Annotated in this window: 18 protein-coding genes and 1 pseudogene; 2 read left to right on the forward strand and 17 right to left on the reverse strand. The window is 45.6% G+C overall.

Translation table 11 applies throughout. The features are described from left to right. Positions 1-117 precede the first annotated feature (117 nt). The 10 genes from NG821_RS04555 to uxaC all read right to left on the reverse strand — a co-directional run bounded on the left by NG821_RS04555 (position 118) and on the right by uxaC (position 15,789). The gene (locus NG821_RS04555) at positions 118-1,344 is read right to left on the reverse strand and encodes a DUF4861 domain-containing protein (RefSeq protein ID WP_252760477.1); all 1,227 of its coding nucleotides are present in this window, start codon (positions 1,342-1,344) and stop codon (positions 118-120) included. A gap of 161 nt (positions 1,345-1,505) precedes the next feature. Next, positions 1,506-2,531 (reverse strand): glycosyltransferase family 2 protein, encoded by a 1,026-nt coding sequence (locus NG821_RS04560; protein WP_252760478.1) that lies wholly within the window; start codon positions 2,529-2,531, stop codon positions 1,506-1,508. Positions 2,532-2,660: 129 nt separating this feature from the next. Beyond that, positions 2,661-4,031 carry a tRNA (N(6)-L-threonylcarbamoyladenosine(37)-C(2))-methylthiotransferase MtaB gene (gene mtaB, locus NG821_RS04565; protein ID WP_252760479.1) on the reverse strand — a complete coding sequence of 457 codons (1,371 nt, stop codon included), beginning with the start codon at positions 4,029-4,031 and terminating at the stop codon, positions 2,661-2,663. 118 nt (positions 4,032-4,149) lie between these two features. Then, a complete protein-coding gene (locus tag NG821_RS04570) occupies positions 4,150-4,329 on the reverse strand; it encodes a hypothetical protein (RefSeq protein ID WP_252760480.1) in 180 nt (59 codons plus the stop codon). Positions 4,330-4,715: 386 nt separating this feature from the next. Beyond that, positions 4,716-7,940: a carbamoyl-phosphate synthase (glutamine-hydrolyzing) large subunit gene (carB, locus tag NG821_RS04575; protein WP_252760481.1), complete on the reverse strand. Its 3,225-nt coding sequence runs from the start codon at positions 7,938-7,940 to the stop codon at positions 4,716-4,718. A gap of 11 nt (positions 7,941-7,951) precedes the next feature. After that, the gene (carA, locus tag NG821_RS04580; RefSeq protein ID WP_252760482.1) at positions 7,952-9,058 is read right to left on the reverse strand and encodes a glutamine-hydrolyzing carbamoyl-phosphate synthase small subunit; all 1,107 of its coding nucleotides are present in this window, start codon (positions 9,056-9,058) and stop codon (positions 7,952-7,954) included. A 236-nt stretch (positions 9,059-9,294) separates the two neighbouring features. Continuing rightward, entirely contained in the window at positions 9,295-11,184 is a 1,890-nt protein-coding gene (locus NG821_RS04585; RefSeq protein ID WP_252760483.1) for an amidophosphoribosyltransferase, read from the reverse strand. A 93-nt stretch (positions 11,185-11,277) separates the two neighbouring features. Beyond that, the gene (gene glmS, locus NG821_RS04590; protein WP_252760484.1) at positions 11,278-13,185 is read right to left on the reverse strand and encodes a glutamine--fructose-6-phosphate transaminase (isomerizing); all 1,908 of its coding nucleotides are present in this window, start codon (positions 13,183-13,185) and stop codon (positions 11,278-11,280) included. A gap of 38 nt (positions 13,186-13,223) precedes the next feature. Beyond that, positions 13,224-14,036, reverse strand: a complete 813-nt coding sequence (locus tag NG821_RS04595; RefSeq protein WP_252760485.1) for a polysaccharide biosynthesis/export family protein — start codon at positions 14,034-14,036, stop codon at positions 13,224-13,226. Positions 14,037-14,391: 355 nt separating this feature from the next. After that, positions 14,392-15,789 (reverse strand): glucuronate isomerase, encoded by a 1,398-nt coding sequence (gene uxaC, locus NG821_RS04600; protein ID WP_252760486.1) that lies wholly within the window; start codon positions 15,787-15,789, stop codon positions 14,392-14,394. A 160-nt stretch (positions 15,790-15,949) separates the two neighbouring features. Between uxaC and NG821_RS04605 the strand changes: the two genes are divergently transcribed. Beyond that, complete coding sequence (locus NG821_RS04605) at positions 15,950-16,990, forward strand: asparaginase (RefSeq protein WP_252760487.1); 1,041 nt, start codon at positions 15,950-15,952, stop codon at positions 16,988-16,990. 293 nt (positions 16,991-17,283) lie between these two features. Here the strand turns inward: NG821_RS04605 and NG821_RS04610 are convergent, their stop codons facing one another. The 6 genes from NG821_RS04610 to NG821_RS04635 all read right to left on the reverse strand — a co-directional run bounded on the left by NG821_RS04610 (position 17,284) and on the right by NG821_RS04635 (position 24,154). Then, positions 17,284-18,174, reverse strand: a complete 891-nt coding sequence (locus tag NG821_RS04610; RefSeq protein ID WP_252760488.1) for an AraC family transcriptional regulator — start codon at positions 18,172-18,174, stop codon at positions 17,284-17,286. Between the two features lie 50 nt (positions 18,175-18,224). Further along, complete coding sequence (gene dapA, locus NG821_RS04615; RefSeq protein WP_252760493.1) at positions 18,225-19,112, reverse strand: 4-hydroxy-tetrahydrodipicolinate synthase; 888 nt, start codon at positions 19,110-19,112, stop codon at positions 18,225-18,227. 186 nt (positions 19,113-19,298) lie between these two features. After that, positions 19,299-20,243, reverse strand: a complete 945-nt coding sequence (locus tag NG821_RS04620) for a DMT family transporter (protein ID WP_252760494.1) — start codon at positions 20,241-20,243, stop codon at positions 19,299-19,301. A 185-nt stretch (positions 20,244-20,428) separates the two neighbouring features. Then, the gene (gene truA / locus NG821_RS04625; RefSeq protein WP_252760489.1) at positions 20,429-21,154 is read right to left on the reverse strand and encodes a tRNA pseudouridine(38-40) synthase TruA; all 726 of its coding nucleotides are present in this window, start codon (positions 21,152-21,154) and stop codon (positions 20,429-20,431) included. Continuing rightward, on the reverse strand, positions 21,151-22,734 hold the full coding sequence (locus NG821_RS04630; protein ID WP_252760490.1) for a ComEC/Rec2 family competence protein: 1,584 nt from the start codon (positions 22,732-22,734) through the stop codon (positions 21,151-21,153). The genes truA and NG821_RS04630 overlap by 4 nt, the downstream gene beginning before the upstream one ends. Positions 22,735-23,050: 316 nt before the next feature. After that, positions 23,051-24,154 (reverse strand): hypothetical protein, encoded by a 1,104-nt coding sequence (locus NG821_RS04635; RefSeq protein ID WP_252760491.1) that lies wholly within the window; start codon positions 24,152-24,154, stop codon positions 23,051-23,053. Positions 24,155-24,318: 164 nt separating this feature from the next. On the opposite strand from NG821_RS04635, the gene NG821_RS04640 reads away from it, so the two are divergent. After that, a complete protein-coding gene (locus tag NG821_RS04640) occupies positions 24,319-25,509 on the forward strand; it encodes an ATP-binding protein (protein ID WP_252760492.1) in 1,191 nt (396 codons plus the stop codon). A 133-nt stretch (positions 25,510-25,642) separates the two neighbouring features. On the opposite strand, the pseudogene NG821_RS04645 reads toward NG821_RS04640, so the two are convergent. After that, positions 25,643-25,815, reverse strand: a pseudogene (locus NG821_RS04645) (IS982 family transposase); the annotation flags it as partial.

Below are 25,815 nucleotides of genomic sequence, written 5' to 3' on the forward strand. Positions count from 1 at the left end.
CATATTGCCCTATCCGATAGGACGACTATCCGTTTGACGCCAAATGCCTGTAAAAACTGAGGACATCAGTTTTTACAGGCATTTGGCATATTCAGGAGGGAACGCTTCAAACACTCGTTACTCTATCGTCACCTTGACAGGTGTCTGGATTTGTCTTTTCCAGTTTGTGAGCCATTTGAACCAGTCCTTGCCATCCTTGAATCCAAAATCTTCCTTCTTGCTGGTACAAGCGATCTTATAATCCAGTCGGTTGCCTACAGGCCGTACGACAGTCGTATATTCCTTCTCATCAGCAGGGCGTTCTTCCTGGACATATTTTTCAGGAATACAGATGCCTAGGCCGACTGTCTCAAGTTGATGAACGCCGTCGTCTTTCCCCGTAGGCCAATCTGTGCCATAGCAGCCGCGGAGACCTTTATGATCCCCCCAGTCTGAAGAATTCTTCACATTGATCAGACCTGTGGCAAAACACTCATCCTCAGCGTTCCTATTGAAAAGCACGTTGACATCGACATCACGGTGTCCGGCATAAATCGTATAGCGGATCGTCGCATTCACCTTCTTCTGCCCCGGTGCGGGAATCCATCCATTGTCTACCACTTCCACGATGGCCCTGAGGGGACCTTCAGAGATAACTCTCTGCTCCTGGTATCCCACATGATCGAGCAACACTTCATGAGTGCCGTCCCAACCACGCAGGGCGCCAAGGCCATAAGCATCGCCTACCCACAGATCGTCGTCCCCATATCCGGATGCCAATTGAGTGTCAGTGGGATAAAACTGGGTATCAAAGATCTCCAATGCCTTGTGCTTCTTGCCATAGGTATCTACCGTCTGACGGTTGTCGAAATACACCCGAAGTGCAATCAGTTCACTTTCAAAACAAAGGCCATGGGAATGTACGAAATGATAGACGTCTTTTGTCTTTTTATCAAAAGCAAGCGTCCTCAAATAAATGTCCTGCTGATTCTTTCCGAGTTTTTTGTTCTTACTCGGCACGACCAGTTCGGCATAAGTGCGGGCTTTGAAGTTCTGAGGGGTACCATGGTCAAACAGACTGACCTGATAGGTTTTTGCCTCTCCCTTTTTCAAATCTGTCAGGAAACAAAGTTCATCGTAGTTGCAGTCCCGATCCAAATCATCGAGTTGGTAAGGTATGTTCTGTCCGTCACAACTGACGACTGCAGAATCGACCTCCCCATATTGGTGCAGGTCCACGATGACAGGTTCATCCACCTTTTCCAAATCAGAAGGATTGGAAACTTTTACGGTCACTGTCTTCTGTGCCCTGACCGACAGGGTCGACAAAGCCAACAGACTCCATAGCAATAGATTTTTCTTCATTTTAATGAGTAGTTATGTAGTAAAATAGTTTGTATGAACATTCACATCCTCTGAATCAGGCTCTTGGGGTTCAATTGCCCGGAAGATAATCATGGTCAGGGAGATATTCAGGTATTAGAATCATGAGTGTGTCGGTGACGGCAGACTCATGAGAAATGCGCTCAGTCACGATCCAACCGGTCAAAAGTCTTACGGCCCCTGAAATAATATTCCCAGATAATAGAAAAGTCCTTTCGCTCAGCGATATGAGTTTGAACCCGCGATTTCCTGATGAACTCACGGTCTGCATCAAAATCGCGTCTCCATTTCCTGAAGGCCCTGCGCGCTTGGAAAACAGCTTTGAAATCTCCATAGTTACGATGCAGGATCAGTGTGGAGAAAGCTGCCAGATAATCCAGAAGCCAGCGCACGCGCATCACCTGACCGAGTTCTTCATCAGGCAGATTCTTGTAAAGCATGGTCAGGTTATTGCGGAAATTCAGGAAAGTCTTCCTGGGATTTCCCTTAGGCAAGGTGCCCCCGCCGACATGGTAGACCTCGCTCTCCGGAATACAAGCCACCTTAAGGCCCAGTTCGCGGAAGCGCCAGCATAAATCAATCTCCTCGTTATGTGCGAAAAAGCGTCCGTCAAGACCACCTGCCCGCCAATAGTCCTCTGCCCTCACCATCAGACAGGCCCCGGTAGCCCAAAAGACCTCCATGGTATAGTCATACTGTCCGTTGTCCTCCTCCACAGTGTCGAAGATGCGTCCCCGACAGAAAGGATAGCCATATTTGTCGATAAAGCCCCCGCAGGCGCCCGCATATTCGAAAGAGTCCTTATCATATTCCGACAACAGTTTAGGTTGACAGGCTGCAACATTCTGATGGACATCCATATATTCTACCAATGGCGTCAACCAGTGATGGGTGACTTCCACGTCTGAATTCAACAGGACATAATACTGAGCCTTGATCTGTTTCAGAGCCCGGTTATAACCTTCAGCAAATCCGTAATTCTGATCCAGCACCAATGTCTTGGCCAGAGGAAACTGCTCCTTGAGAACATTCAGGCTGTCATCGGTAGATGCATTATCCGCAACCCAGACAGAAGCATCCGTTCTCGAATACTCCAGAACTGAGGGAAGGAAATGCTTCAGCATCTTGCTCCCATTCCAATTCAGGATGACTACTGCGATTTTATCCATTGCTTATGGTATCATCATTAATTCCAAACTCTCTTCTTGTCAGTCGTTCCAGCCGTTCCGCCACAAACTTAGTCATTGAAGGTGACGTCCCTAGCTTTTCGGGGTTCCGAAAAGCCTCAACGAAAGTGCTTATTCAGCGAAGTCCAGGACCTCAGCCATCAAAGCACTCCTGTCGGGATTGAAATTCCCGAGTCTGACAGGTATCAATTCATTGTCATATTCCTGACGCGCCTGTTCTGCAGGTAGTTCTACCCGAATATAATTCCGCGTAAACCCATGCATCGGCTTGCCCTCACCGGATCTCTCGAACAAGACTTCCGCCGTATTTCCGATATGGGCGGCATAAAACGCCTGCTCTTTCCGGTCGCTGAGTTCCAGCAGACGTCTCGAACGTTCTTTCTTATCGGTTTCAGAAACCTTATAGGGAATGGCCAGAGCCGAAGTCCCGGGGCGTTCACTATAGGGGAACACATGGAGTTTCGTCACGGGGAGACTCTCCAGGAAACGATAGCAATCTTCAAAGTATTCAGGTTTCTCTCCTCTGCAGCCTACCATGACATCGACCCCGATGAAAGCATCAGGGATCATCGACTTGATCAGATTGATCTTATGGGCAAAGAGGGCCCGGTCATAGCGGCGGTGCATCAGTTTCAAAACTTCATCAGAGCCACTCTGCAAAGGGATGTGGAAATGGGGCATGAAAGCCCGACTCTGAGCGCAGAAACGAATCAACTCATCAGAACACAAGTCAGGTTCCAGAGAACTGATGCGATAGCGCTTGATGCCTTCTACTCCATCGAGGGCTTTCACCAAGTCGAGAAATGATTCATGCGTTGTCTCCCCAAAGTCCCCGATGTTACAACCTGTGAGGACAATCTCCTTGCCCCCCTCGGCGGCGGCCTGCTCAGACTCATCGACCAACGAGGCTATCGTAGGATTACGGGAGAACCCACGGGCATAGGGAATGGTACAATAGGTACAGAAATAATTGCAACCATCCTGAACCTTCAACCAGTAACGGGTTCTGTTTCCCCTGCTGCAAGAAGGTTGGAAGGTGCGGATATCTTTCGTTCTGACACGATGGAAAGCATGAAGATGCTCATTGCTGCCTTTCTCCTCATCGAGAGTATTCCGCTCCTGCCAGGCAGAGATCAGTCTATCCACCAAACTCGATTTTTCATTGGAACCCAGCACCAGGTCTACCCCTTCGATATCACTGATCTTCTGAGGTTGCAATTGGGCATAACAACCCGTCACAACGACGAAAGCATCCGGATTCTCACGTACCATCTTGTGTATGGTCTGACGACACTTATGGTCGGCAACCTCGGTCACCGAACAAGTATTGATCAAGCATAAATCGGCTGTCTCTCCTTCCTGAACAGGTACGACCCCGTTCTGCTGAAGCATTTTGGAAAAAGTCGATGTCTCAGAAAAGTTAAGTTTACAACCTAAAGTATAATAAAGGGCTTTTTTGCCTCTAAGAAAACACGTATCCATATCGTTGCAAAGATACGTTAAGTTGGCAAATTATACAAATTTATAAAGACAAAAAAACCGCTGAAGGTAAACCTTCAGCGGCGTTTCTCTAAATTTTTCAGTTCGTTAAGTAATCTGATTACTTAGCAGGAGCAGCTGTATCAGCAGCAGTTGTGTCAGCAGCAGCAGTAGTGTCAGCTGCAGAAGAATCAACGGCTACAGTGTCAGAATCCGTTGCAGGAGCCTTAGCTGTTTTGTTACCACAAGATGCAAAAGAGATAGCTGCGATAGCTACGAACATTAAAAGTAATTTCTTCATTTTCTTTGCTTTTTAAATCTGTAAAACAACATTTGTTTATTAAAACGTTGCAAAGATAAGTATTTTTTAAATACGACGCTCATCTTTTTAGAACTTTTTTTCACTTTCTCTGTAACTTTCTTGCAATATACTGAATATCAACGTTTTGTAAACGTGCAACAAAAGTTAAATATTCTAAATCGGTAGATAATACGGTGTTTGGGACCAAGGACGTACCACTCGCTCATCCCCTGTTAACAATCAAAAAGACCCGAACTGACGTGAAATCAGTCCCGGTCTTTTCTATAACGCTCCTCCGTTCTTCCTGACGAGGAGAAGAAGTCTGAATCCGGGTTCGGAAGCATCATTCTGCCCCAACGGAGACTGGAGTTTCTCAGAATCGTCTATTATTTGTACTCGCTCCATGCCTTGATGTCGATGTCATCAAGTTTCACGCTGCAGAACGCGTTGATGAAGGCAGAAGCCAACCGTGAATTTGTAATCAACGGTACATTCAAGTCAATGGAAGCTCGACGTATTGTATAGCCATTGGTCAGTTCTGTAGGCGTGAGATTCTTCGGGATATTGACCACCATGTCTATCTTCTTCTGGTGGAGCATCGTCAATGCCTGAGGCTCTTTCCCCTTCTCGGAAGGCCAGTACACCATCGTATTCTTCACCCCGTTTTCAGACAGATACCTGCTCGTACCACCAGTGGCATAGAGTTGATAGCCATGCTCCACGAGTTGTCTGGCTGCATCGAGCATATCAGCTTTCTGCTTGGCGTCACCCGTGGACAACAATATCGTCTTCTTCGGGATACGTTGCCCTACAGAGAGCATACTCTTCAGGAGGGCGGTATTGGAATCGTCTCCCAGACAACCGACCTCACCCGTGGAACTCATATCTACTCCCAGTACAGGATCTGCCTTTTGCAGGCGGTTGAAAGAGAACTGGCTCGCCTTGATACCAATATAGTCAAGGTCAAAGAGGTTCTTGTTCGGTTTCTGAACAGGCACATCCAGCATGATCTTGGTCGCCAATTCGATGAGATTGAGTTTGAGCACTTTACTATGGAACGGGAACGAGCGTGAAGCCCTGAGGTTACACTCGATGACCAGGATCTCATTGTCACGCGCCATATACTGGACATTGAAAGGTCCGTTGATATGCAGTGCAGCAGCGATCTGGCGACTGACGCGCTTAATCCTCCTGACCGTTTCCACATAGAGTTTCTGAGGCGGGAAGACAATAGTGGCATCACCGGAGTGGACACCGGCAAATTCGATATGCTCACCGATGGCGTAGGCCATCACTTCACCCTTCCGGGCAACACCGTCGAAATCAATCTCCTTGGCATGCTCGATGAATTTACTGATGACGACGGGGTGATCTTCACTGACATTCGCTGCCAATTTCAAGAAGCGTTTCAGTTCTTCCTCATTGGAGCAGACATTCATGGCCGCACCGGAGAGCACGTAGGAAGGGCGCACCAAAACAGGGAAGCCTACCTTGTCGACGAATTTGTCGACATCTTTCATATCCGTGAGCGCATTCCATTCCGGTTGCTTGATGCCGAGGTCATTCATCAAAGTCGAGAACTTGGCACGGTCTTCGGCCCTATCGATATCTTTGGCTGCCGTCCCCAATAGCGGGACATTCACGGCATCCAAGCGCATTGCCAGGTTGTTTGGGATCTGACCGCCGGTAGATATGATCACGCCGTAAGGACATTCAAGGTCGATGATATCCATCACACGCTCGAAAGTCAATTCGTCGAAATACAACCGGTCACACATATCATAGTCTGTCGATACCGTCTCAGGATTATAATTGATCATCACGGAATGATACCCCTGTTTACGAATCGTATTCAGTGCCTGTACGCCGCACCAGTCGAATTCCACAGAACTGCCGATACGGTAAGCGCCTGATCCGAGAACGATGATCGACCGTTTGTCATGAACCCAGGTGATGTCACTGGCCACGCCGCTATAAGTCAAATACAGATAATTGGTCTGGGCAGGATACTCGGCTGCAAGCGTATCGATCTGTTTGACGACAGGCAAGATGCCGTAACTCTTTCTGAGGTTGCGGACGACGAGTTGAGCCTTGTTCATGGACATCTCCTCTTCCATCCCCACTGCACGGGCGATCTGGAAATCAGTGAAGCCATAGACTTTTGCGGTCCTCAGAAGGGTCTTGTCCAAAGTATTGATATTGCACTTCTTCAACTGCTCATCAATATCGATGATATGCTTGAGTTTGTACAGGAACCATTTGTCGATCTTCGTCAACTCATGGATTTGGTCGACGGTATAGTTCTTGTGCATGGCCTTAGAGATGACAAAGATACGCTTATCTGTAGGCTCTTTCAGCGATTCATCAATATTGGGAATCACCAGTTCCTTGTTTTCTACAAATCCGTGCATGCCTTGTCCGATCATGCGAAGGCCTTTCTGCACAGCCTCCTCGAAGTTCCGGCCGATAGCCATCACTTCACCGACAGACTTCATACTCGAACCCAGTTCCCGGTCAACGCCTCTGAACTTGCTCAAATCCCAACGCGGGATCTTGCACACGACATAATCGAGGGCAGGCTCAAAGAAGGCAGAGGTCGTCTTGGTCACCGAATTCTTCAATTCAAAGAGACCATAACCCAACCCAAGTTTGGCAGCAACAAAAGCCAGCAGATACCCTGTAGCCTTGGAGGCAAGTGCCGAAGAACGACTCAAACGAGCATTGACCTCGATGACCCTATAGTCTTCGCTATTCGGGTCAAAAGCATACTGGACGTTACACTCTCCGATGATTCCGATATGGCGGATGATACGAATGGACAGCGCACGCAATTTATGATATTCACTGTTGGACAAGGTCTGAGACGGCGCTATCACGATACTCTCACCAGTATGAATGCCCAGAGGATCGAAATTCTCCATGTTACATACGGTGATGCAATTATCATAACGGTCGCGAACGACCTCATATTCGATTTCCTTCCAACCCTTCAAACTCTTCTCTACCAGAACCTGGGGAGAAAAAGAGAAGGCTTTCTCTACGATTTTGTTCAGTTCGGTCTCGTTATTGGCAAAACCCGAGCCAAGTCCACCCAAAGCATAGGCTGCACGGACGATCACAGGATAACCGACATCGATAGCTGCCTGACGCGCCTGCTGGATATTTTCACAAGCCTCGCTCTTAATGGTCTTCACATGGATTTCATCCAGACGCTCCACGAAGCGTTCGCGGTCCTCAGTATCCATGATAGCCTTGACAGGCGTACCCAAGACACGGACTCCATATTTCTTCAATACGCCACTCTCTTCGAGTCGTACGCCACAGTTCAATGCAGTCTGACCGCCAAAACTCAAGAAGATACAGTCAGGATGTTCCTTTTTGATGACCCTTTCTACAAAATAAGGTTGAATAGGCAGGAAATAAACTTGATCAGCCACACCTTCCGATGTCTGGACTGTCGCAATATTCGGGTTGATGAGAACTGTTTCTATACCCTCTTCACGAAGTGCCTTCAAAGCCTGTGAACCAGAATAATCAAACTCCCCGGCCTCACCGATTTTCAAAGCACCTGAACCGAGAACCAAAACCTTTTTAATATTTTCCTCTTTCATGATCTACCCTTTTATTTAGCGTTCAATAACGTGGGTGTCTTGCCATTCAGACATTCCACAAACTGATCAAACATGAATCTTGTATCCAGCGGACCGGAATCGGCTTCCGGATGAAACTGGGATGTAAACCAAGGATTCGTCCTGTGACAGATTCCTTCATTGGAACCATCGTTCATATTCACGAAAAGTTCTTTCCAGTCACTTCCAAGTGTTTTCGCGTCAACGGCAAATCCGTGATTCTGACTGGTGATATAGCATTTAGTCGTCCCGACAAGACGCACCGGTTGATTATGTCCCCGATGGCCGTATTTCAATTTGAAGACCGTAGCTCCTGCAGCCTTGCCCAGGAGTTGGTTCCCCATACAAATACCGCAAATCGGTTTGCGGCTCTGGCTCATCTGTTTACGGATGATATCGACTGCGGCACTACAGGTGTCAGGATCCCCAGGCCCATTGGCCAGGAAAAGTCCGTCAAAGTCCATATCCGTATAGTCATAGTTCCAAGGCACACGGATGACTTCGAGTCCACGGTCGATCAGGCAACGGATAATGTTCGCCTTTACGCCACAATCAACCAGAACGACTTTCTTGCCGCCGCCTTCATTGTATTTGATGATCTTTTTCGTACTCACCTGATCCACGAAATTGACACCCTCGTAATTGGCATCTGGCACACGATCAGGTTCATCATCAAAGAGTATCTTACCCATCATCACACCATGAGATCGCAATATTTTTGTCAACTCACGAGTATCTATGCCTGTAATACCGGGCACGTGTTCACGTTTCAACCAATCAGCAAGGCTCTCCACGGCATTCCAATGACTGTATTGCACACTGTAGTCGCTTACGATCAATGCTGAAACATAAATCCTGCTGCCTTCCATAAAAGTAGGCAGGCCATTCTTTTCAAAGGTGAAAGGAGGTACGCCATAATTTCCTACAAGCGGAAAAGTCATGACAAGCATCTGACCGGCGTAGGAAGGGTCGGTGAGACTCTCCGGATAACCCATCATCGCTGTATTGAATACGACCTCACCGGCTACAGGAGCATCGTATCCAAAGCTCTTTCCGTGAAATTTAGTACCGTCTGACAAAACTAATGTTACGTTCTTCATTTATATAAACTGTTGCTAAGATTTTTCACTTACCATTTTTCTTTTTCAGGTCCATGACCATCTTATCTGATTGAGAGGTCTTTCATTACTGCACACAAAAACCTTTCCCCTCTATATTCTATTTGTATCTCATCTACAGGGTGGCATCTTCACTTACAATAAATCAAATCTCTCCTTAATATCTACAACTCATCTGTCAGAATCTCTCCGACACACTTTCAACACTCCCAGCTCGCTCAAGCCATACCTTTGGAATTTTCCACATAATTGATAAAGGCTTGCAAGCAGCATTTTGTACCTCCCGGCGTAGGATATTTGCCGGAGAAATACCAGTCGCCACGATGCTCAGGGATGGCTTTATGAAGGCCATCCAAACTCTGATACACGATTTCAATCGGCGTTTTCATACCTTCAGGGCGAAGCATATCCACCATCTCACGGTTGATTTCTTCCACAGTGAAAGGTGCATAAATATCCCGCACGGCATTGCGCATCTCTATTTTGGGCTTGCTCAGTTCTTTTTTACAAGCCTCATAAGTAGAGGCAATCAGTTGTTCCATTCCCCGGTGCTTAATCAACTGGACCGTTGCCCGGAAGGCTGAGAATTCTTCCAGCCTCGGCATATCAATACCATAGTAATCTGGGTATCGGATCTGAGGGGCACTCGATACGACAACGATCTTCTTAGGGTGCAACCGGTCAAGGATCCTGAGAATACTCTCTCTCAGTGTCGTCCCCCGGACTATACTGTCATCAATGATGACCAGATTATCTTCATGAGGTTTCAAACTCCCGTAAGTGATATCGTAGACATGACTTGCCAAGTCATTCCGGGTATTCCCCTCTGTAATGAAGGTCCGCAATTTGATGTCTTTCCATGCCACCTTCTCCGACCGGATATAATTATCGAGGATCTTTACGAGTTCTTCATGAGTTGGAACATGGGAAAGGTTCTCAATCTGTTTGATTTTCCTCTCATTCAGATAGTCCTTGAAACCATCGAGCATACCGTAATAGGCGACCTCCGCAGTATTCGGGATATAACCGAAAACGGTATGATCGACATCTCCGTTAAGTGCGTTGATGATCGGTTCGACCAATTGCTGTCCGAGTTGTTTCCGCTCTTTATAGATATCCCTGTCAGAGCCGCGACTGAAATAAATCCGCTCGAAAGAACAGGCGCTGTCGCCCTTTGGTTCCAGTATCTGCTTCAGGTGACATTGACCATCCTTATTGACGATCAGGGCTTCACCGGGGCGGAGTTCTTTGACGTCTTCACATTCCAGGTCAAAGGTCGTCTGAAGGACAGGGCGCTCAGAGGCCAATACAATGATTTCGTCGTTCTTGTAATAGAAGGCAGGTCTGATACCCCAGGGGTCACGCATCGCGAACATCTCTCCTGATCCGGTCAGTCCGCTGATGACAAAACCGCCGTCAAAGTCCTTCATCGAACTTTTAAGGACGTTGCTGATCTCGATATGATCTTCGATATAGTTGGTGATGTCTCTGTCTGTCAGTCCCATCGCCTTTGCCTTGACGAAATTACGTTCCACCTCCCGGTCCAGGCGATGTCCCATCAGTTCCAAGAGGATGTAAGTATCACTGTATATCCGCGGGCACTGACCTTGATCCGTCAGTTTCTTGAAGATCTCATCTACGTTCGTCATATTGAAATTCCCGCAGATACACAGGTTCTTCGCTTTCCAATTGTTCCTTCTCAGAAAAGGATGGACATAAGAAAGGCCACTCTTTCCGGTAGTAGAATACCGAAGGTGGCCCATATAAAGTTGTCCCGCAAAAGGAAGGTTTTGTTCTGCATAACTCACGTCTGTCAGCAATTCTGGTGGTATGCTATGGAAAGTCTGAGTCACGTGGCTGAAAATTTCCGTAATGGCATTGCTGCCTTCAGCCCGTTCCCGGAACATATATTCATGACCGGGCTGAGAGTCCAGATTGACACAAGCCATACCCGCACCTTCCTGACCACGGTTATGCTGCTTCTCCATCATCAGATAAAGTTTGTTGAGCCCATACATCCAAGAAGCATACTTTTTCTGATAGTATTCCAAAGGTTGAAGCAGGCGGATCAATGCCACGCCACAATCTTCATGAATTTCTTTTTCCATCTGTGAGCAATCTCCTTTTTATTTTAAAGCATTATCTATTCTGTTCTCTTGACAGAGCAACAGTTCATTATCACACCTTATTATATATACACTTTATTCCACCGTGACCGATTTAGCCAGATTCCTGGGCTGGTCAACATTCTTACCCTTGCAAACTGCCACGTGATAAGCCAAGAGTTGTAAAGGTATCGTCGCCAACAAAGGCTCCAGACACTCTATCGTAAGCGGGAGTTCGATCACCTCATCTGCGATCTTCGATATGGTTTCATCCCCTTTGGTGACAATGGCGATGATCCTTCCCTTTCTGGCTTTTATCTCTTGGATATTGGATAGGATCTTTGCATACATCGCATCGTGAGGAGCGATCACCACGACAGGCATATCTGAATCTATCAAGGCTATCGGCCCATGTTTCATTTCAGCTGCCGAATAACCCTCAGCATGAATATAACTGATTTCCTTCAGTTTCAAAGCGCCTTCCAAAGCCACCGGATAACTATAGCCGCGTCCAAGATACAGGAAATTGGTCGCATAAGTGAACGTCCGACTGAGATCGGCTATCTCATTATTGAGTTCCAGAACCTCCTTGATTTTCGCCGGGATGTTCCAGAGTTCTTTAATCACCTCCTGATAATCCTTGTTCAGGATAGTTCCTCTTTCTTTGCCTATCGCCAAAGCGAGCATGACAAGAACTACAATCTGACCCGTAAAGGCTTTTGTAGAAGCCACACCTATTTCCGGTCCTACATGAATATAGGTGCCTGCATCCGTGAACCGAGGAATGCTGCTCCCCACGGCATTGCAGATCCCGAAGATAAAGGCTCCCCTCTCCTTCGCAAGTTTGATGGCCGCAAGCGTATCTGCTGTCTCCCCGCTCTGACTCAAGGCTATGACGACATCGTCCTTGGTGACCACAGGATTGCGGTAGCGAAACTCACTCGCATATTCCACCTCAGTAGGGATGCGACAAAAACTCTCCAAGAGTTGCTTGCCTATCAGACCGGCGTGCCAGGATGTACCACAAGCCACGATGATGATGCGCTTGGCATTCACCAGTTCTTCTTTATGGTCTGTGATTGCACTCAGCACGATACCCATCTCCGTCTCTTTAGTCGTAGGTGCGCTCTTGCCGTCACTGACGGCTGTCGTCTCAACAATTCGGTTGACTATACGGCCGCGCATACAATTTTTCAGGCATTCGGGTTGCTCGAAGATTTCCTTCAGCATAAAATGAGGGAAACCTCCCTTTTCGATCTGTCCCAGATCAAGGTCTACGGTCTGTATCTCAGGGTTAAGTTTCAGGTTATGGATATCCACAACCTTCAAATCCTGACCGAGTTTCATAACAGCGATATTCTCGTCATTGAGATAGACCACTTTATCCGTATATTCGATAATGGGACTGGCATCAGAGCCCAGGAAAAACTCGTCTTTGTTCTTGCCTATTCCCACGACCAACGGACTTGCCTTGCGGGCAGCGATGATCTGGTCAGGGCAATGCTTGTCGACAATGGCGATGGCATAGGCGCCTATCACCTGTCGAAGGGCAATCTGAACTGCTGTCAACAGGTCCAGATGCTTTTTGAGTTGAATATATTCGATCAGGTTGATGAGTACTTCCGTATCCGTATCACTGGAGAAATGCATCCCCTTGGCGAGCAGATTGTTCTTGATCTGAATATAGTTTTCGATGATACCGTTATGGATAATGGCCAGATTCTTGGATTCGGACAATTGGGGATGTGCATTTACCGTCGACGGTTCTCCATGTGTGGCCCAACGTGTATGTGCGATACCCATGCACCCGGAGATATCCTTGTCCTCACAGAGTGTTTCCAAATCAGAAACTTTGCCCTTGGTCTTATAGACGTTCAGGGCTCCTTTAGGATTGATCAGTGCAACTCCCGCAGAGTCATAGCCTCGATATTCAAGCCGTTTCAATCCTTTTATCAGAATCGGATAGGCCTGTCTCTTTCCTAGATAACCAACAATACCACACATAAACTATTACTGAATAAAATAATCTATTGCCGGGCAAATTAATTCCGCAGGATATTGACAATCAGAGAAGCCACAGAGGTGACAATGCCAACAAGTGAGAACCAAATGGTAGTAGAACTACCTATTGCCGAATTCTTTGCCTGCACGCCATTAGGCTGTACATAAAGGATATCATTCTGTTGTAAATAATAATAAGGGGAATTGATCAGGTTGGCATCATTCAGGTTGAGCCGGTGGATGGATTTCTCCCCGTCAGCAGCCTCCCGAATCAGCATGACGTTATTACGCAGACCATAAATGGTCAGATCGCCAGCCTGTGCAATGGCTTCAAGTACACTCATCTTCTCTGTAGGCACTTGTACGACACCAGGATTCTTCACTTCACCTAAAACCGTCACGCGATAACTCGCCATTCGAACTGTCACGATAGGCTTTTCAGTTTTTGCCATATAGGGCATGATCTTGTCCTTGATCATGTTTTCGCACTCGTCTTTCGTCAATCCTGCGACATGCAAACTACCGACAATAGGGAAATTGATATTACCGTCATTGTCTACAAGATAGCCCTGCAGGTTGCCTCCTGAACCGGTATTCAACTGACCGCTCGTACCAATTGTCGCGGAAACAGAAAGGTTAAAGGGGGCCGCAGCCTCCGGATTCGTCGCATTTACCGTAATTGTCAACTGGTCCTTTGGCATAATTTTGGCATCATATAAAACTTTAGACGCAGCCAAACTCACAGAATCAGCATTCTGAAAATAAGCAACTCCTTTCGCACTGCCACAACTATCTAATGTCAGAACCATTACCATAGCCATGCAGGAAAGTGCCAAACAGATCAACTTTTTCATTCTCTAGTAAAAAATTTCGTTTTAATCTTTGCAAAATTACGCCTTATTTTTCGAAACAACAAATTTTTAGTCTATAAATTAAAGGAGATTAGGAGAAAAGGAAGAAAAGGATAAAGACTGAAAATTTATGTGAATAAATGGTTTGAAATGAGTCTAACCTGATTTTACCCTCCGTGCTCAGGTCCGGCAGGGAACAGAGCCGCAAGAATCGAAACAGACACCGGTCATAACATCAGAGGGGAATGGAGTCCAAGCCCCATTCCCCTCTTCTCTTTTCTGTTCAGCACCATCGCAGCACATTCCCTTCCAGCATCGCCATCAGGAAAAAGATTGAGTTGCCAATGGTGCCTTTACCTTAATAAAACTTGAAATACCTACGTGCATTGTTATAGGATATATCTTCTACCATGCGTACAAGGGCATCATGGTCATTCGGCAGCAATCCTTGCTCTACATCGGTACCGAGAATATTACAAAGCAGACGACGGAAATATTCATGACGAGGATAACTCAGGAAAGAACGGCTGTCTGTCAGCATCCCTACAAAACGACTTAAGATTCCTAAATTGGAAAGAGCATTGATCTGTTTGGTATTACCGTCCAACTGATCATTGAACCACCAGCCGGAACCGAATTGCATCTTTCCGGGTTCATCGCCTTGGAAGTTGCCGATCATCGAGGCTACCATATCATTGTCACAAGGATTCAGGCAATACAAGATTGTCCGTGTCAGTTTTCCCTCCACATTCAGTTCATTGAGGAAATGGGCCATAGCCTTAGCTGTATTAAACTGTCCGATAGAATCAAAACCGGTATCAGGACCGAGTTGCTTATACATCAAAGTATTGGTGTCACGGATTGCTCCATAGTGATACTGTTGTGTCCAACCGGCATCAGCATCCATTTCGCCGCAGACTTTCAGGAAAGCATGCTTGTATTGACGGACCTCTTCTACGGCAAGGTGCTGCTTGCGCATCGCTTTCTCGAAGATAATCTCGATCTGAGAATCCGTGTACGGATCATCGTAGAATTCCTCCACGCCATGATCACTCAATTTACAACCGTTGGCGGTAAAGAAATCATGCCGTTTCTGAAGTGCATCTATCATTTCCTTAAAGGTGGTGATATTCGTATTGTTGACCTCACCGAGTTTCTTGATATAATCAGCGTAATCCGGTTTTTCGATATTCATCGCCTTGTCGGGCCGCCAAGCAGGCAGCATTTTGATTTCGAAACCACTCTCACGTGTCTTCTTATGATAGCGCAGGTCATCTATAGGATCATCTGTCGTACAAACACATTCCACATGATAATGGCGCATCAAACCACGGGCACCGAACTCGGGCAATTTCAATTTCTCATTGCACTCATCATAGATCTCACGGGCAGTTTTCGGACTCAGCAATTTAGTGATTCCGAAAGCCGTCTTCAGTTCCAGGTGTGTCCAGTGGTAAAGAGGATTACGGAAAGTATAAGGAACTGTTTCAGCCCACTTCTCGAATTTCTCCCAATCAGGAGCATCGCCCGTACAGTATTTCTCAGGCACACCGTTTGCACGCATTGCACGCCATTTATAATGGTCACCTCCGAGCCAGAGCTCAGCAATATTCTTGAAGTGATAGTCCTCTGCCACCATCCGGGGAATCAAATGGCAATGGTAATCGATAATCGGCATCTTGGCCGCATGATTGTGAAAAAGGTCCTTTGCCACATCGTTCTGCAACAGGAAGTCTTCGTCCATAAATTGTTTCATAATAGAATAATTTGTTTTTAAGTTTCAAGATACTCATGCAAATATAGCGAATTCCTTTGTATTCCGGAAATTTTGCATTATATTTGCAACGCAAACTAACGCAAACGATTGCGAGAACTCATTCAATAGTAATCAGATATGTCAGATAAGGGTAACAGACATGAATAACGGGAAAAAAAGTAAAGTTCTTCTCATCTATACTGGTGGGACAATAGGCATGGGGAGGAACTCACAAACTGGAGCTTTGGAGCCCCTCGATTTCAACCACTTGGGAGAATCTATGCCGGAACTGAAAGATGTGGATGCAGATATTGATATTTATCAGTTTACGCCACCTATCGATTCTTCGGACATGAACCCTCAAAACTGGGCACAACTCGTCCACATTATTTCTTCCAATTATCCTGACCATGACGGTTTTGTCATTCTCCACGGCACAGACACAATGGCTTACACAGCATCAGCCTTGAGTTTTATGCTGGAAAACCTTACGAAACCTGTTATCCTGACCGGCAGTCAACTTCCTATGGGACTCCTGAGGACGGACGGAAAAGAGAATGTACTCACGAGTATAGAAATTGCCGGTGCACGTCGCCTGGATGGGACTCCCGAAGTTCCTGAGGTCTGCATCTATTTTAGTCAGAGACTCATCAGAGGCAACAGGGCTACGAAAATTGCGGCAGACGGATTCAACGCTTTCGATTCCTTCAATTATCCGCATCTCTGTGAGGCGGGGGTCAATTTCTCCTTTCACAGACACCACATCTTACAACCCGATTATTCCAAACCGATGATACCTCATTACAGGATGGATACCAACGTCATCGTCTTCAGTTTGTTTCCCGGAATAGAAGAGAGTATCATGCGCCACATTCTGGATCACCCTCACTTGAAAGGCATCGTCATGAGAAGTTTCGGAAGTGGCAACGCTCCCCATGTGCAATGGATTTTGCGGCTGTTGAAAGAAGCTTCTTCAAGAGGAGTCATCATCGTCAATGTGAGCCAGTGCATCAGTGGAAGTGTAGAAATGAGCCGTTATGATACAGGCTACCAACTCCAACAGGCTGGTGTGATCAGCGGACATGACAGTACGGTAGAGGCCGCAATCACCAAACTGATGTATTTACAGGCAAGGTATACGGATTTTCACATGGTCCGAATCATGATGTCGCAATCGATAGCGGGGGAAATCACAACCTGATATTTTTACAGTAAATCTATTCCCCCATATTAGTGCTATGGTGAACTCGGAAAGGACAAATACGTTTGAAATAAAGTATACTCCTATTTTTCAGTTGAGGAAAGATAAATAAAAAAACTTGATCACAGTTCGTTTCATTGTCATTGTTTGATAAGTGAAACCAATTTAAGGAAGAGTTTACCCAACTCATTTTATTAGAGGCAAAGAGAAGGTGGAATTCCTGTTTCGCGATGCCTTTTACTACATGATACTATGCTTTTCAGGGTCTTTTGGATAAGAAAGAGGATATGTCTTTATACGATAATCCTCGTTTTATGGTAATAGGCTCTGAATTCACTGGGTGAGCAACCCTTTTTGCGTTTGAAAATCCGATTGAAATTACTAAGGTTATTGAAGCCGCAATCAAAACTTATCTCACTGACACTTTTAGTGGTATCCAGCAATTGCCGGGTGGCATATCCGAGTCTCATGTCAATGATGTATTCACTTAAATTACGCCCCGTATGCAATTTGAAGAACCTGCTAAATGCACTGGGGCTCATTCCAGCCAAATCAGCCAACATCGGAAGGCGGAGGTCATCCATATAATTGTGGGAGATATAGTCTTTCACTTTCAACACTCTCCGGGAATCATCTTCCACCATAACTTTAGCATAACTGGTCGTAGCCAAAGTCTTGGCACCTTCTGTCTTAGACAATTCATACAGTATCGTCAGGAATTCCCTAACGGCATAGAAACCATCCCTGATCTGGCTCAGTCCCGTCAACATCTGATAAACTTTCATGATTGCCTTCAAAGGAAAGCTGATGCCTTTCCTGGCTTCATTTAGCATACGGGCTATAGGCGCCAAAGGGTGGCGGCCGAAAATGGTATCCTCACCATAATCGAAATCAAACTGGATGGTAATCTCATGAATATCCTTACTTTTGCACTTGTACTGTTCCCAGACATGCTCCAGTTGACCGGAAGTGATCAGGACGAGGTCATAATCCCCTATCATCTCCTGGGAATCTCCGACAATGCGCCGTACACCTGAAGCCCCCTCTACAAAATTCAATTCACATGCATCATGATTATGTAGAGGATAAGTGAATTCTTTCTTGTGGCGGTCAGCAATATAAAGTACGTCCTTAGACATAAGAGGAGTAACTTCATGAATGACTTTTTTAGTCTCTTCTGTCATATTCTGAACTTTAATAATGAGATTCCAGAAAACGGAAAACGGCAAGAAAGTTATTGCCGGAGTTCCTTCAATATTTCCGCCATCCGCTCCTTGGTCTTGATAGTCGTCGGAACCAGTGGCAGACGCAATACGTTATTGATGAAACCCATATCGTTCAATAGAGCCTTCACACCTGCAGGATTGCCGTCAACAAAAAGCAGTTTGTACAATTCTGTAAACCGGTGATGGATGATGCGGGCAGATTTGTATTCGCCATTGAATTCCAGGCGAATCATACGGGAGAATTCTTTAGGCAGAGCATTCCCGATCACACTGATTACGCCGACTGCTCCACTGGCAATCATAGAAAAAGTCAAGGCATCATCGCCACTGATGACATCGAAGTCTGCAGGTTTATTCTTGATGATCTCATCGATTTGTTCCAGTGATCCTGAAGCCTCTTTGACAGCGACGATATTTGGGCAGTCATTAGCCAATCTGACCTGCGTCTCCGCTTTCATATTCACACCGGTGCGCCCGGGGACATTGTACATGACAAGTGGTAAAGGACTGACTTTGGCAATTGCTTTAAAGTGCTGGTATAACCCTTCCTGTGACGGTTTATTGTAATAAGGGCAGATACTCAAGATACCGTCAATACCCGACCAGTCACTAGACTTGATTTCATCAATGACTGCAGAGGTATTGTTCCCCCCACAATATTTCAGGATTTTCACACGACCGTGATTGACTTCTTTGACGAGTTCCGTAATCTTATCCTTTTCTTCACGTGTCAGACAAGGTGTTTCTGCAGTTGTAGCCAGGATACAAAGGAAATCAGCACCATTGTCGAGTTGATATTCCACAAGCTTTTTCAGAGTGCGGTAGTCCACACTACCATCCTGTAGGAACGGAGTAATTAAGGCTATACCCAAACCTTTAAAGATATTTTGCATAATGAATTCTATTGAACAATATCTCTGCAAAAATACAATATTTCAAGCGTATTGCAAAGAAAATAAAGAAATTCTATCATTTTTAACCAGTATACGCCCTAATATTGCCAGAAGATTCTTTCATTAATCCTGCCGATTTCTCTATCTTCCGATTCCACACAAAACGCCTTCTCTGTTTTCTGAAGACAACTATTTCGAACCGATATACAGGAATACCATTCCCAAAAGGACCAAGATCAGATCGACGACCTTTGCTTTCAAGTTTTTTTCATGGAATATTGCTGCGCCGAACAGAAAACTGACGATGACACTTCCTCTCCGGATCATGGATACGATAGATATCATAGCCCCCGGTAGAGACAGGGCATAGAAATAGATGAAATCAGCTGCGCTTAAGAAAACAGATATCCACGGAATTGCCCAGTCCCAATGAAAAGCCGTCTGAGGGAACAAGACCTTTCCCTTTCGAAAACGGGACAGCGGTTTGAAGACTGCAAAAAGGAGGACGACTGCCATCATCAGCATCTGATAGATGTTATACCAACCTTGCACCAACATTCGGTCAAGTCCGAGTCCTCCGTTTTCAGGTTTTGCCATCAAATACTTGTCATAAAGTCCGCTGACAGCCCCAAGGACGGCAGCTATCACGATACAAAAGATCCATTTGTTATGCCTGAAATCAATCCCTTCACGCCTGCCGCTTCTGGAAAGCATGAAGAAGGAGGTGACAGCCAGTGCCACACCAATCCACTGGTAAAGATTCAGAACTTCCCCGAACACGATCAACGCTCCGACAAGGACCATCACAGGTCGCGTGGCGTTGATAGGTCCGACAATGGTCAGGGGCAGGTGCTTCATGCCGAAATAGCCGAATATCCAACTCGACAAGACGATGCAACTCTTCAAGACGACATATTTTTGCACTTCCCAGCCTCCATCTGCCACATGCAGGACACTGCCGTTGAGAACATTTGTATAATGTGACAGTAGGATGAGAGGAATGAAGATCACGGAGCAAAAGAGCGTGTTGAGAAAGAGCACTGTAATTACCGCATTGTCGCGTAAAGCCTCTTTCTTGAAAGAATCATAGAATCCCAACAAGGCGGCAGAGATAAAAGCCAATATCAGCCACATCATTTTTATTATCTTTTTTATTCATTCCTCCCGTATCTCGTGACGCAGGATAGATATTCCCGAATTATTAGGAGGGCTTCCTTTTGCAAGGCGATCAGGCACAGAAACCATCTTCCTATAGTCTCACCTTCTAAATCTTATACTCTTCGAACGCCTTAAAATGAAGCACCATACCGTATTGCACATCAATACTTTATTTCTTCCAGGAACAAGGCGTTACCTGGTACACTCTCCCCTGCATCACTTCTGGAACCTTTTACCAATATCTGTTCGAAATCATCGAGAGTTATCAGATGCCGCCCCACGTTGACCATAGTCCCGACGACAGCTCTGACCATATTTCTCAAGAAACGGTTAGCACGGATTGTAAAGATCCATTGCTCTCCCACCTGATCCCAATGCGCTTCCGTGACATGGCAAAAAGTATTGTTCTGATTTCCTCCTGCTTTGCAGAAACAGGCAAAGTCTTTCTCTCCAAGCAACATTGCTGCAGCCTCATTCATTTTACTGAAATCAAGAGGATAATGAACTTCCCAAGAATATCTTTTCAGGAAAGGATTCTTTTTCTGGTGGATGTAGTACCGGTATAAACGAGACTTGGCAGAAAAACGGGCATGGAGTTCCTCCGGAACAAGTTGGATATTACTCACGGAGATATCCCACGGCAGTATTCTGTTCAAGCGATAAAGCAAGCGCCCACAGTCCAGTTCGTCCGGCCAATCAAAGTGTGCCACCATCATCCGGGCATGCACGCCTGCATCAGTACGTCCTGCGCCCACAGTTTCAACTGCCTTCCTAAGCAACGTCGACAAACTCTCGTTCAATCGTTCCTGCACAGATATACCGTTAGGTTGTATCTGCCAGCCATGATAGTTTGTACCGTCGTATGCAAAAGTGATAAAATATCTCATTGCGGTCGCAAAGTTACAAAAAACAAAGTAAATAATCCCATGATAACAATATAAATCAACACGAGTTGTGCATTATCAATGCTGAGGCCTTCTATGGAAGCCCCCGGTAATGAAGCGACCCATGCCACAGTACGGTTAAGTAGCCCTGCCATCAGATCAGCCATTCTGAAAAGGCAATCTGCTGCTGTATCCCAAAGTGACAAGGCAAAGCCGCCTGCAACAAGATAGAGCAATGCAGTAGAAACTGGAATAACCACCAAATTCGTCAATAGGAAATAGCAGGAGAACCTTCCGAAATAATAAATGACCAGAGGGAAGGTCCACAACTGGGCAGAAAGGGATGTTATTAGAAATCCCCATCCCCAGACGGTCACCTTTCGAACCAAAGCTCTCTTCGTCCTTGTTTCTGGAGGAAGAGGGAAAAGCCGGATTCCCAATAGGATTCCCCAAACTGCCAGGAAGGACATTTCAAAACCGATGTCAAACAGAAACAGCGGGTTAGTCATCAACATCACGAACAGAGCCAGCGCCCAACTGTTCAAACTGAATTTATCTCTGTTCAATAAAGACACCAGCGCATAGATGGAAATCATCATCGCTGACCTGACGACACTCGGGCCTGATCCTACCAAAACGACAAAACTCCATATCGCCAATAATATCAGCACCTGATTCCACCAACGATTCCTTCCTCCTAAGAAAAACGCCAGAATCCCGTAGATGATACCTAAATGCAATCCGCTGAGAGAGAGGATATGAGAGGCACCTGAAATAGAATAGGCTTCTGTAGTGGATTTGGAGATACCTGATTCCTCCCCCAATGCCATAGCCTCGATAACAGCCTCATCTTGTCCGTCCTGCTCCAGTCTTATACCTTTCTTAATCAGTTTCTGACGCAATTGAAGAGCAGCCAGGACGGTACGCTGATAAACAGAAAGTCCGGACAAACTGACAGTCGTGCTTTTCCAATCTGAAGGCATCAGGAAAACAGTTCCGATGAAACCGTGGGTTTTCAGCCATAACGGATAGTCAAAGTTTCCCTTTTGCCTGCCTTTGGTCGTATCATCCATATACAAAACGGTCTCCAAACCTTCACCTACTTGCAACAGAGATGCGTCTGCGCCTTCTTTCAGAGTTGAAGGTGTATTCAGGAAACTGGCTCGTACTTTCTTCCCCTTAAAGGGACCGTCGGTCATTATCAGATCACCACGCACGACCTTTCCGTGTTGTACAGGAGGTGTAAGCAATACGGCATGGCAATGGACTCTTTCACCAACTCGTGCCAATTGGTGAGTTTGCAAGGTCATCACACAGTTCCATGCTCCAAGTACAAAAACAGTGGCGAAAATACAACAAGTTTGAAAGACGGCAGGATAGACAGGGCTTGAGTGGGATTGTCTTCTGAAATGAAAAGGCAGATAGGAAAGCCCCATGGACAGCAACAAGAAGGTCAAGGTCACAGACAACCAAAAGTCGGCAGATATCTTACCATAGGAGAGTTTCCCTGCCAGAATGCCAATGACCAATATCCCGGCTATTCGAAGAAAAGGATACAGTTGAATTTCTGTGTTTGTTTTCATGTTTCTCAGGTTCTATACGCTCATACATGAAGGGAGCGAATCAGTTTATTTGATCAAGTTATAAGGTACTATTGTATAGAAGAATATGTGTTTTATCTTAAAGTTTAAGATGCACTTATACCAATCAGCAAAGGTCTAAAATCAGATATTCCTCCAATGGTCCCTTTAGACCAAATACCAAGTCAAAAGAAAATTCTATTTCATAGTTGAGAAAAGATAAATCGATTGTGTTTCATAGTCTAAAATTAAGATTTTCGGTCATTAGAAATATCCTTACCGGATCAGTGTTCTACGTTCCACCTCCTATCGCCATCGTCTATTGTGCGTTGACCTCGAGATGATAGTGATCTTCGTCAAAGGTCACCGCCATCAAGCCATGGACGAATCGAGAGAGTGCAAGCGCAACATGTCCCATTGTCCGTCGAAGATTGAGTTCACACACGCGGATTCCATATTCTGAAGAACCTCCAACTGAAGGATGCGACTTTACGACCATCAAGTCGATTCCAAAAGGTCCCACATAATGTCCCTCAAGTTGTTCTGATGCAATGCTGCCGACATGTTCTCTGCAAAGCCTCAAACTCTCGACCGGCATCCACTCACACAGTATCTGTTCTTTCTCTTCTTCAGTCGCCAAGATATTACCCACGTAAGAAGCACCTTTAGTCTGAAAGAGGTTCAATCCTAGATAATGGACAGTGCCGTCGTCTTTCATTTCAAACTCCAGGGCAAAGTCCATCACTTTCTGATAGAAAGGTTCTACCAGACAAGGGAACGATATGGTCGGAAGAGCCGTTGAATGCGAATAATCGACAAAACGGATTCCCCTACCGGCATTGCTCCAAGGGGTTTTCAGCACTGCCTTTCCCCCGAGATCTCCGATACGGGCTGCCAAATCCTGTTTGTTCCCTACCTCAACGACGTTCTGTTGAAGGAGCGTACACCAATGCTGTCTGGAAGACAAGTCTCGTATCCATTGCTCATTGAAAAGGAATTGCCCGCCCTCCGCCGTCGCAGATTCGGACGAAACATAAGCCTCTGTTATTGAAGAGCGGAACAGTTGTCTGATCACAGACCTGTCCCATCCCCACGGGTCTACAGGATGAGACAGTTGTACAAAACCATTTGTCTCGGCAAACTCCCGATCATAATATGTCAGTTTCTTGAATTCCTGAGACTGGCAAGTGATGAAATTCACCGAAGGCAGGCGACGTGAAAGTTTCTCATGCAAAAGAGACACTGAATCTGCTGCCTCACGGACATCATCAACCAAGACAAAATCACCTGCATCAGCCCAAATGACAGGGAGCCAACCCAGATCCCGTCCCAACTTCCGAGCAGCGGGAGGAGGTGTATACTGCCATTGGTTGCAAGCCAATGCAAGATCATGCTCAGGATTGAAGATATGCAATTTCAACATAGCAAATGCAAAGATAAGAATTTCTATCGAGGATTTAAATCTAAAAAAAACTAAATTTAAAATATTTTGCTATCTTGGGGTTGCAAATTAGAAAATATGTATTATCTTTGCATGAGGAACTCAAAATTGATTTAAAGACAAATCTGATAAATTAGCTCTGAATTATGGAAGATGCTTTCTTTCGCACGCATACCTACCTTCTGGAACATACTCATGCACCAGTACGACGTACTTTAATGGATGAGATAGACTGGAATAGCCGGATGATAGGCATTGTTGGTACGAGAGGGGTGGGAAAAACGACTTTCCTCCTGCAATATGCTTTGGAGAAGTTCGGGTGCAATGATCCCAGATGTTTATATGTAAACATGAACAACTTCTATTTTCAGGGACATAGTATCACAGAGTTTGCCGGCAACTTTGTCAAGAAGGGCGGCAAGGTCCTGCTGATTGACCAAGTATTCAAACATCCGGATTGGAGTAAGGAGTTACGTAAAAGCTATGATCTCTATCCCACCCTGAAGATTATTTTCACTGGAAGCAGTGTCATGAGGCTTGAAGAGGACTACCCGGAGTTGAAGGGCATCGTCAAGAGCTACGACCTTTGGGGATTTTCTTTCCGGGAATTCCTCAATCTACAGACCGGCAACCACTTTCATCCTTATTCTTTGGATGAAATTCTGTCAAATCACGAACATATCATCAAAGAGATCTTACCTGAGGTGAGTCCCATCAAGTACTTCCAGGACTATATCCACCATGGGTTTTACCCTTTCTTCTTGGAGCACAGGGATTTCTCTGAGAATCTGCTGAAGACGATGAATATGATGACTGAAGTGGACATCCTCTTCATCAAACAGATCGAATTGAAGTATCTTGTAAAGATCAAAAAACTGTTTTACCTTTTGGCTGTAAGCGGACCCAAGGCACCGAATATCAGTCAACTCGCAGAAGACATCAAGACGAGCCGAGCTACTGTCATGAACTATATCAAATATCTTTCTGATGCCCGGCTGATTAATATCATATATCCTCAAGGACAGAAGTTTCCCAAGAAACCGGCAATGGTAATGATGCAGAACTCAAATCTGATGTATGCCATTTACCCGGTCACAATAGAGACGTCGAAACTCATGGAGACTTTCTTTATCAATGCATTATGGAAAGATCATACTGTGAATATCGGACCTAAAGGACATTATTTCATCGTAGATGGAAAGTTGAAGTTTAAGGTCTGTGACGCCAAGGCGCAGGGCAGACTGAGATTGAATCCCGACATTATCTATTCCCGTTACAATACGGAGGTCGGAAGAGGGAATCAGATTCCCCTATGGCTATTAGGTTTCCTTTATTAGGTGCCCTTGAGGACAGAAGGAAATTACTAAGGAAAAAGAAGAATAAGTAAAGGAGTAAGTTTCAACTTCGAAGAAAGTCTATTTCTAGAAGGTCAGATACATCAGAGAAAAGAACAGAAACCCGTTGGCGGAATTAATCTAGAGCGTATTTAACTCTCCCGATAGGTCGTTTATTCCTATAATTGATATACTGTAGAACAGTAAATGCACTGATCTTTGCAATAATTCTAGTGAACAGTCCGGCGGTTTGCTTTGCGTAATTACGGAAGATCATGAATTGGTCACAGAGCTGTGAGAAGTTGGTCT

It is taken from the genome of Segatella cerevisiae (assembly GCF_024054555.1).
GTDB classification, from domain to species: Bacteria; Bacteroidota; Bacteroidia; order Bacteroidales; family Bacteroidaceae; genus Prevotella; species Prevotella cerevisiae.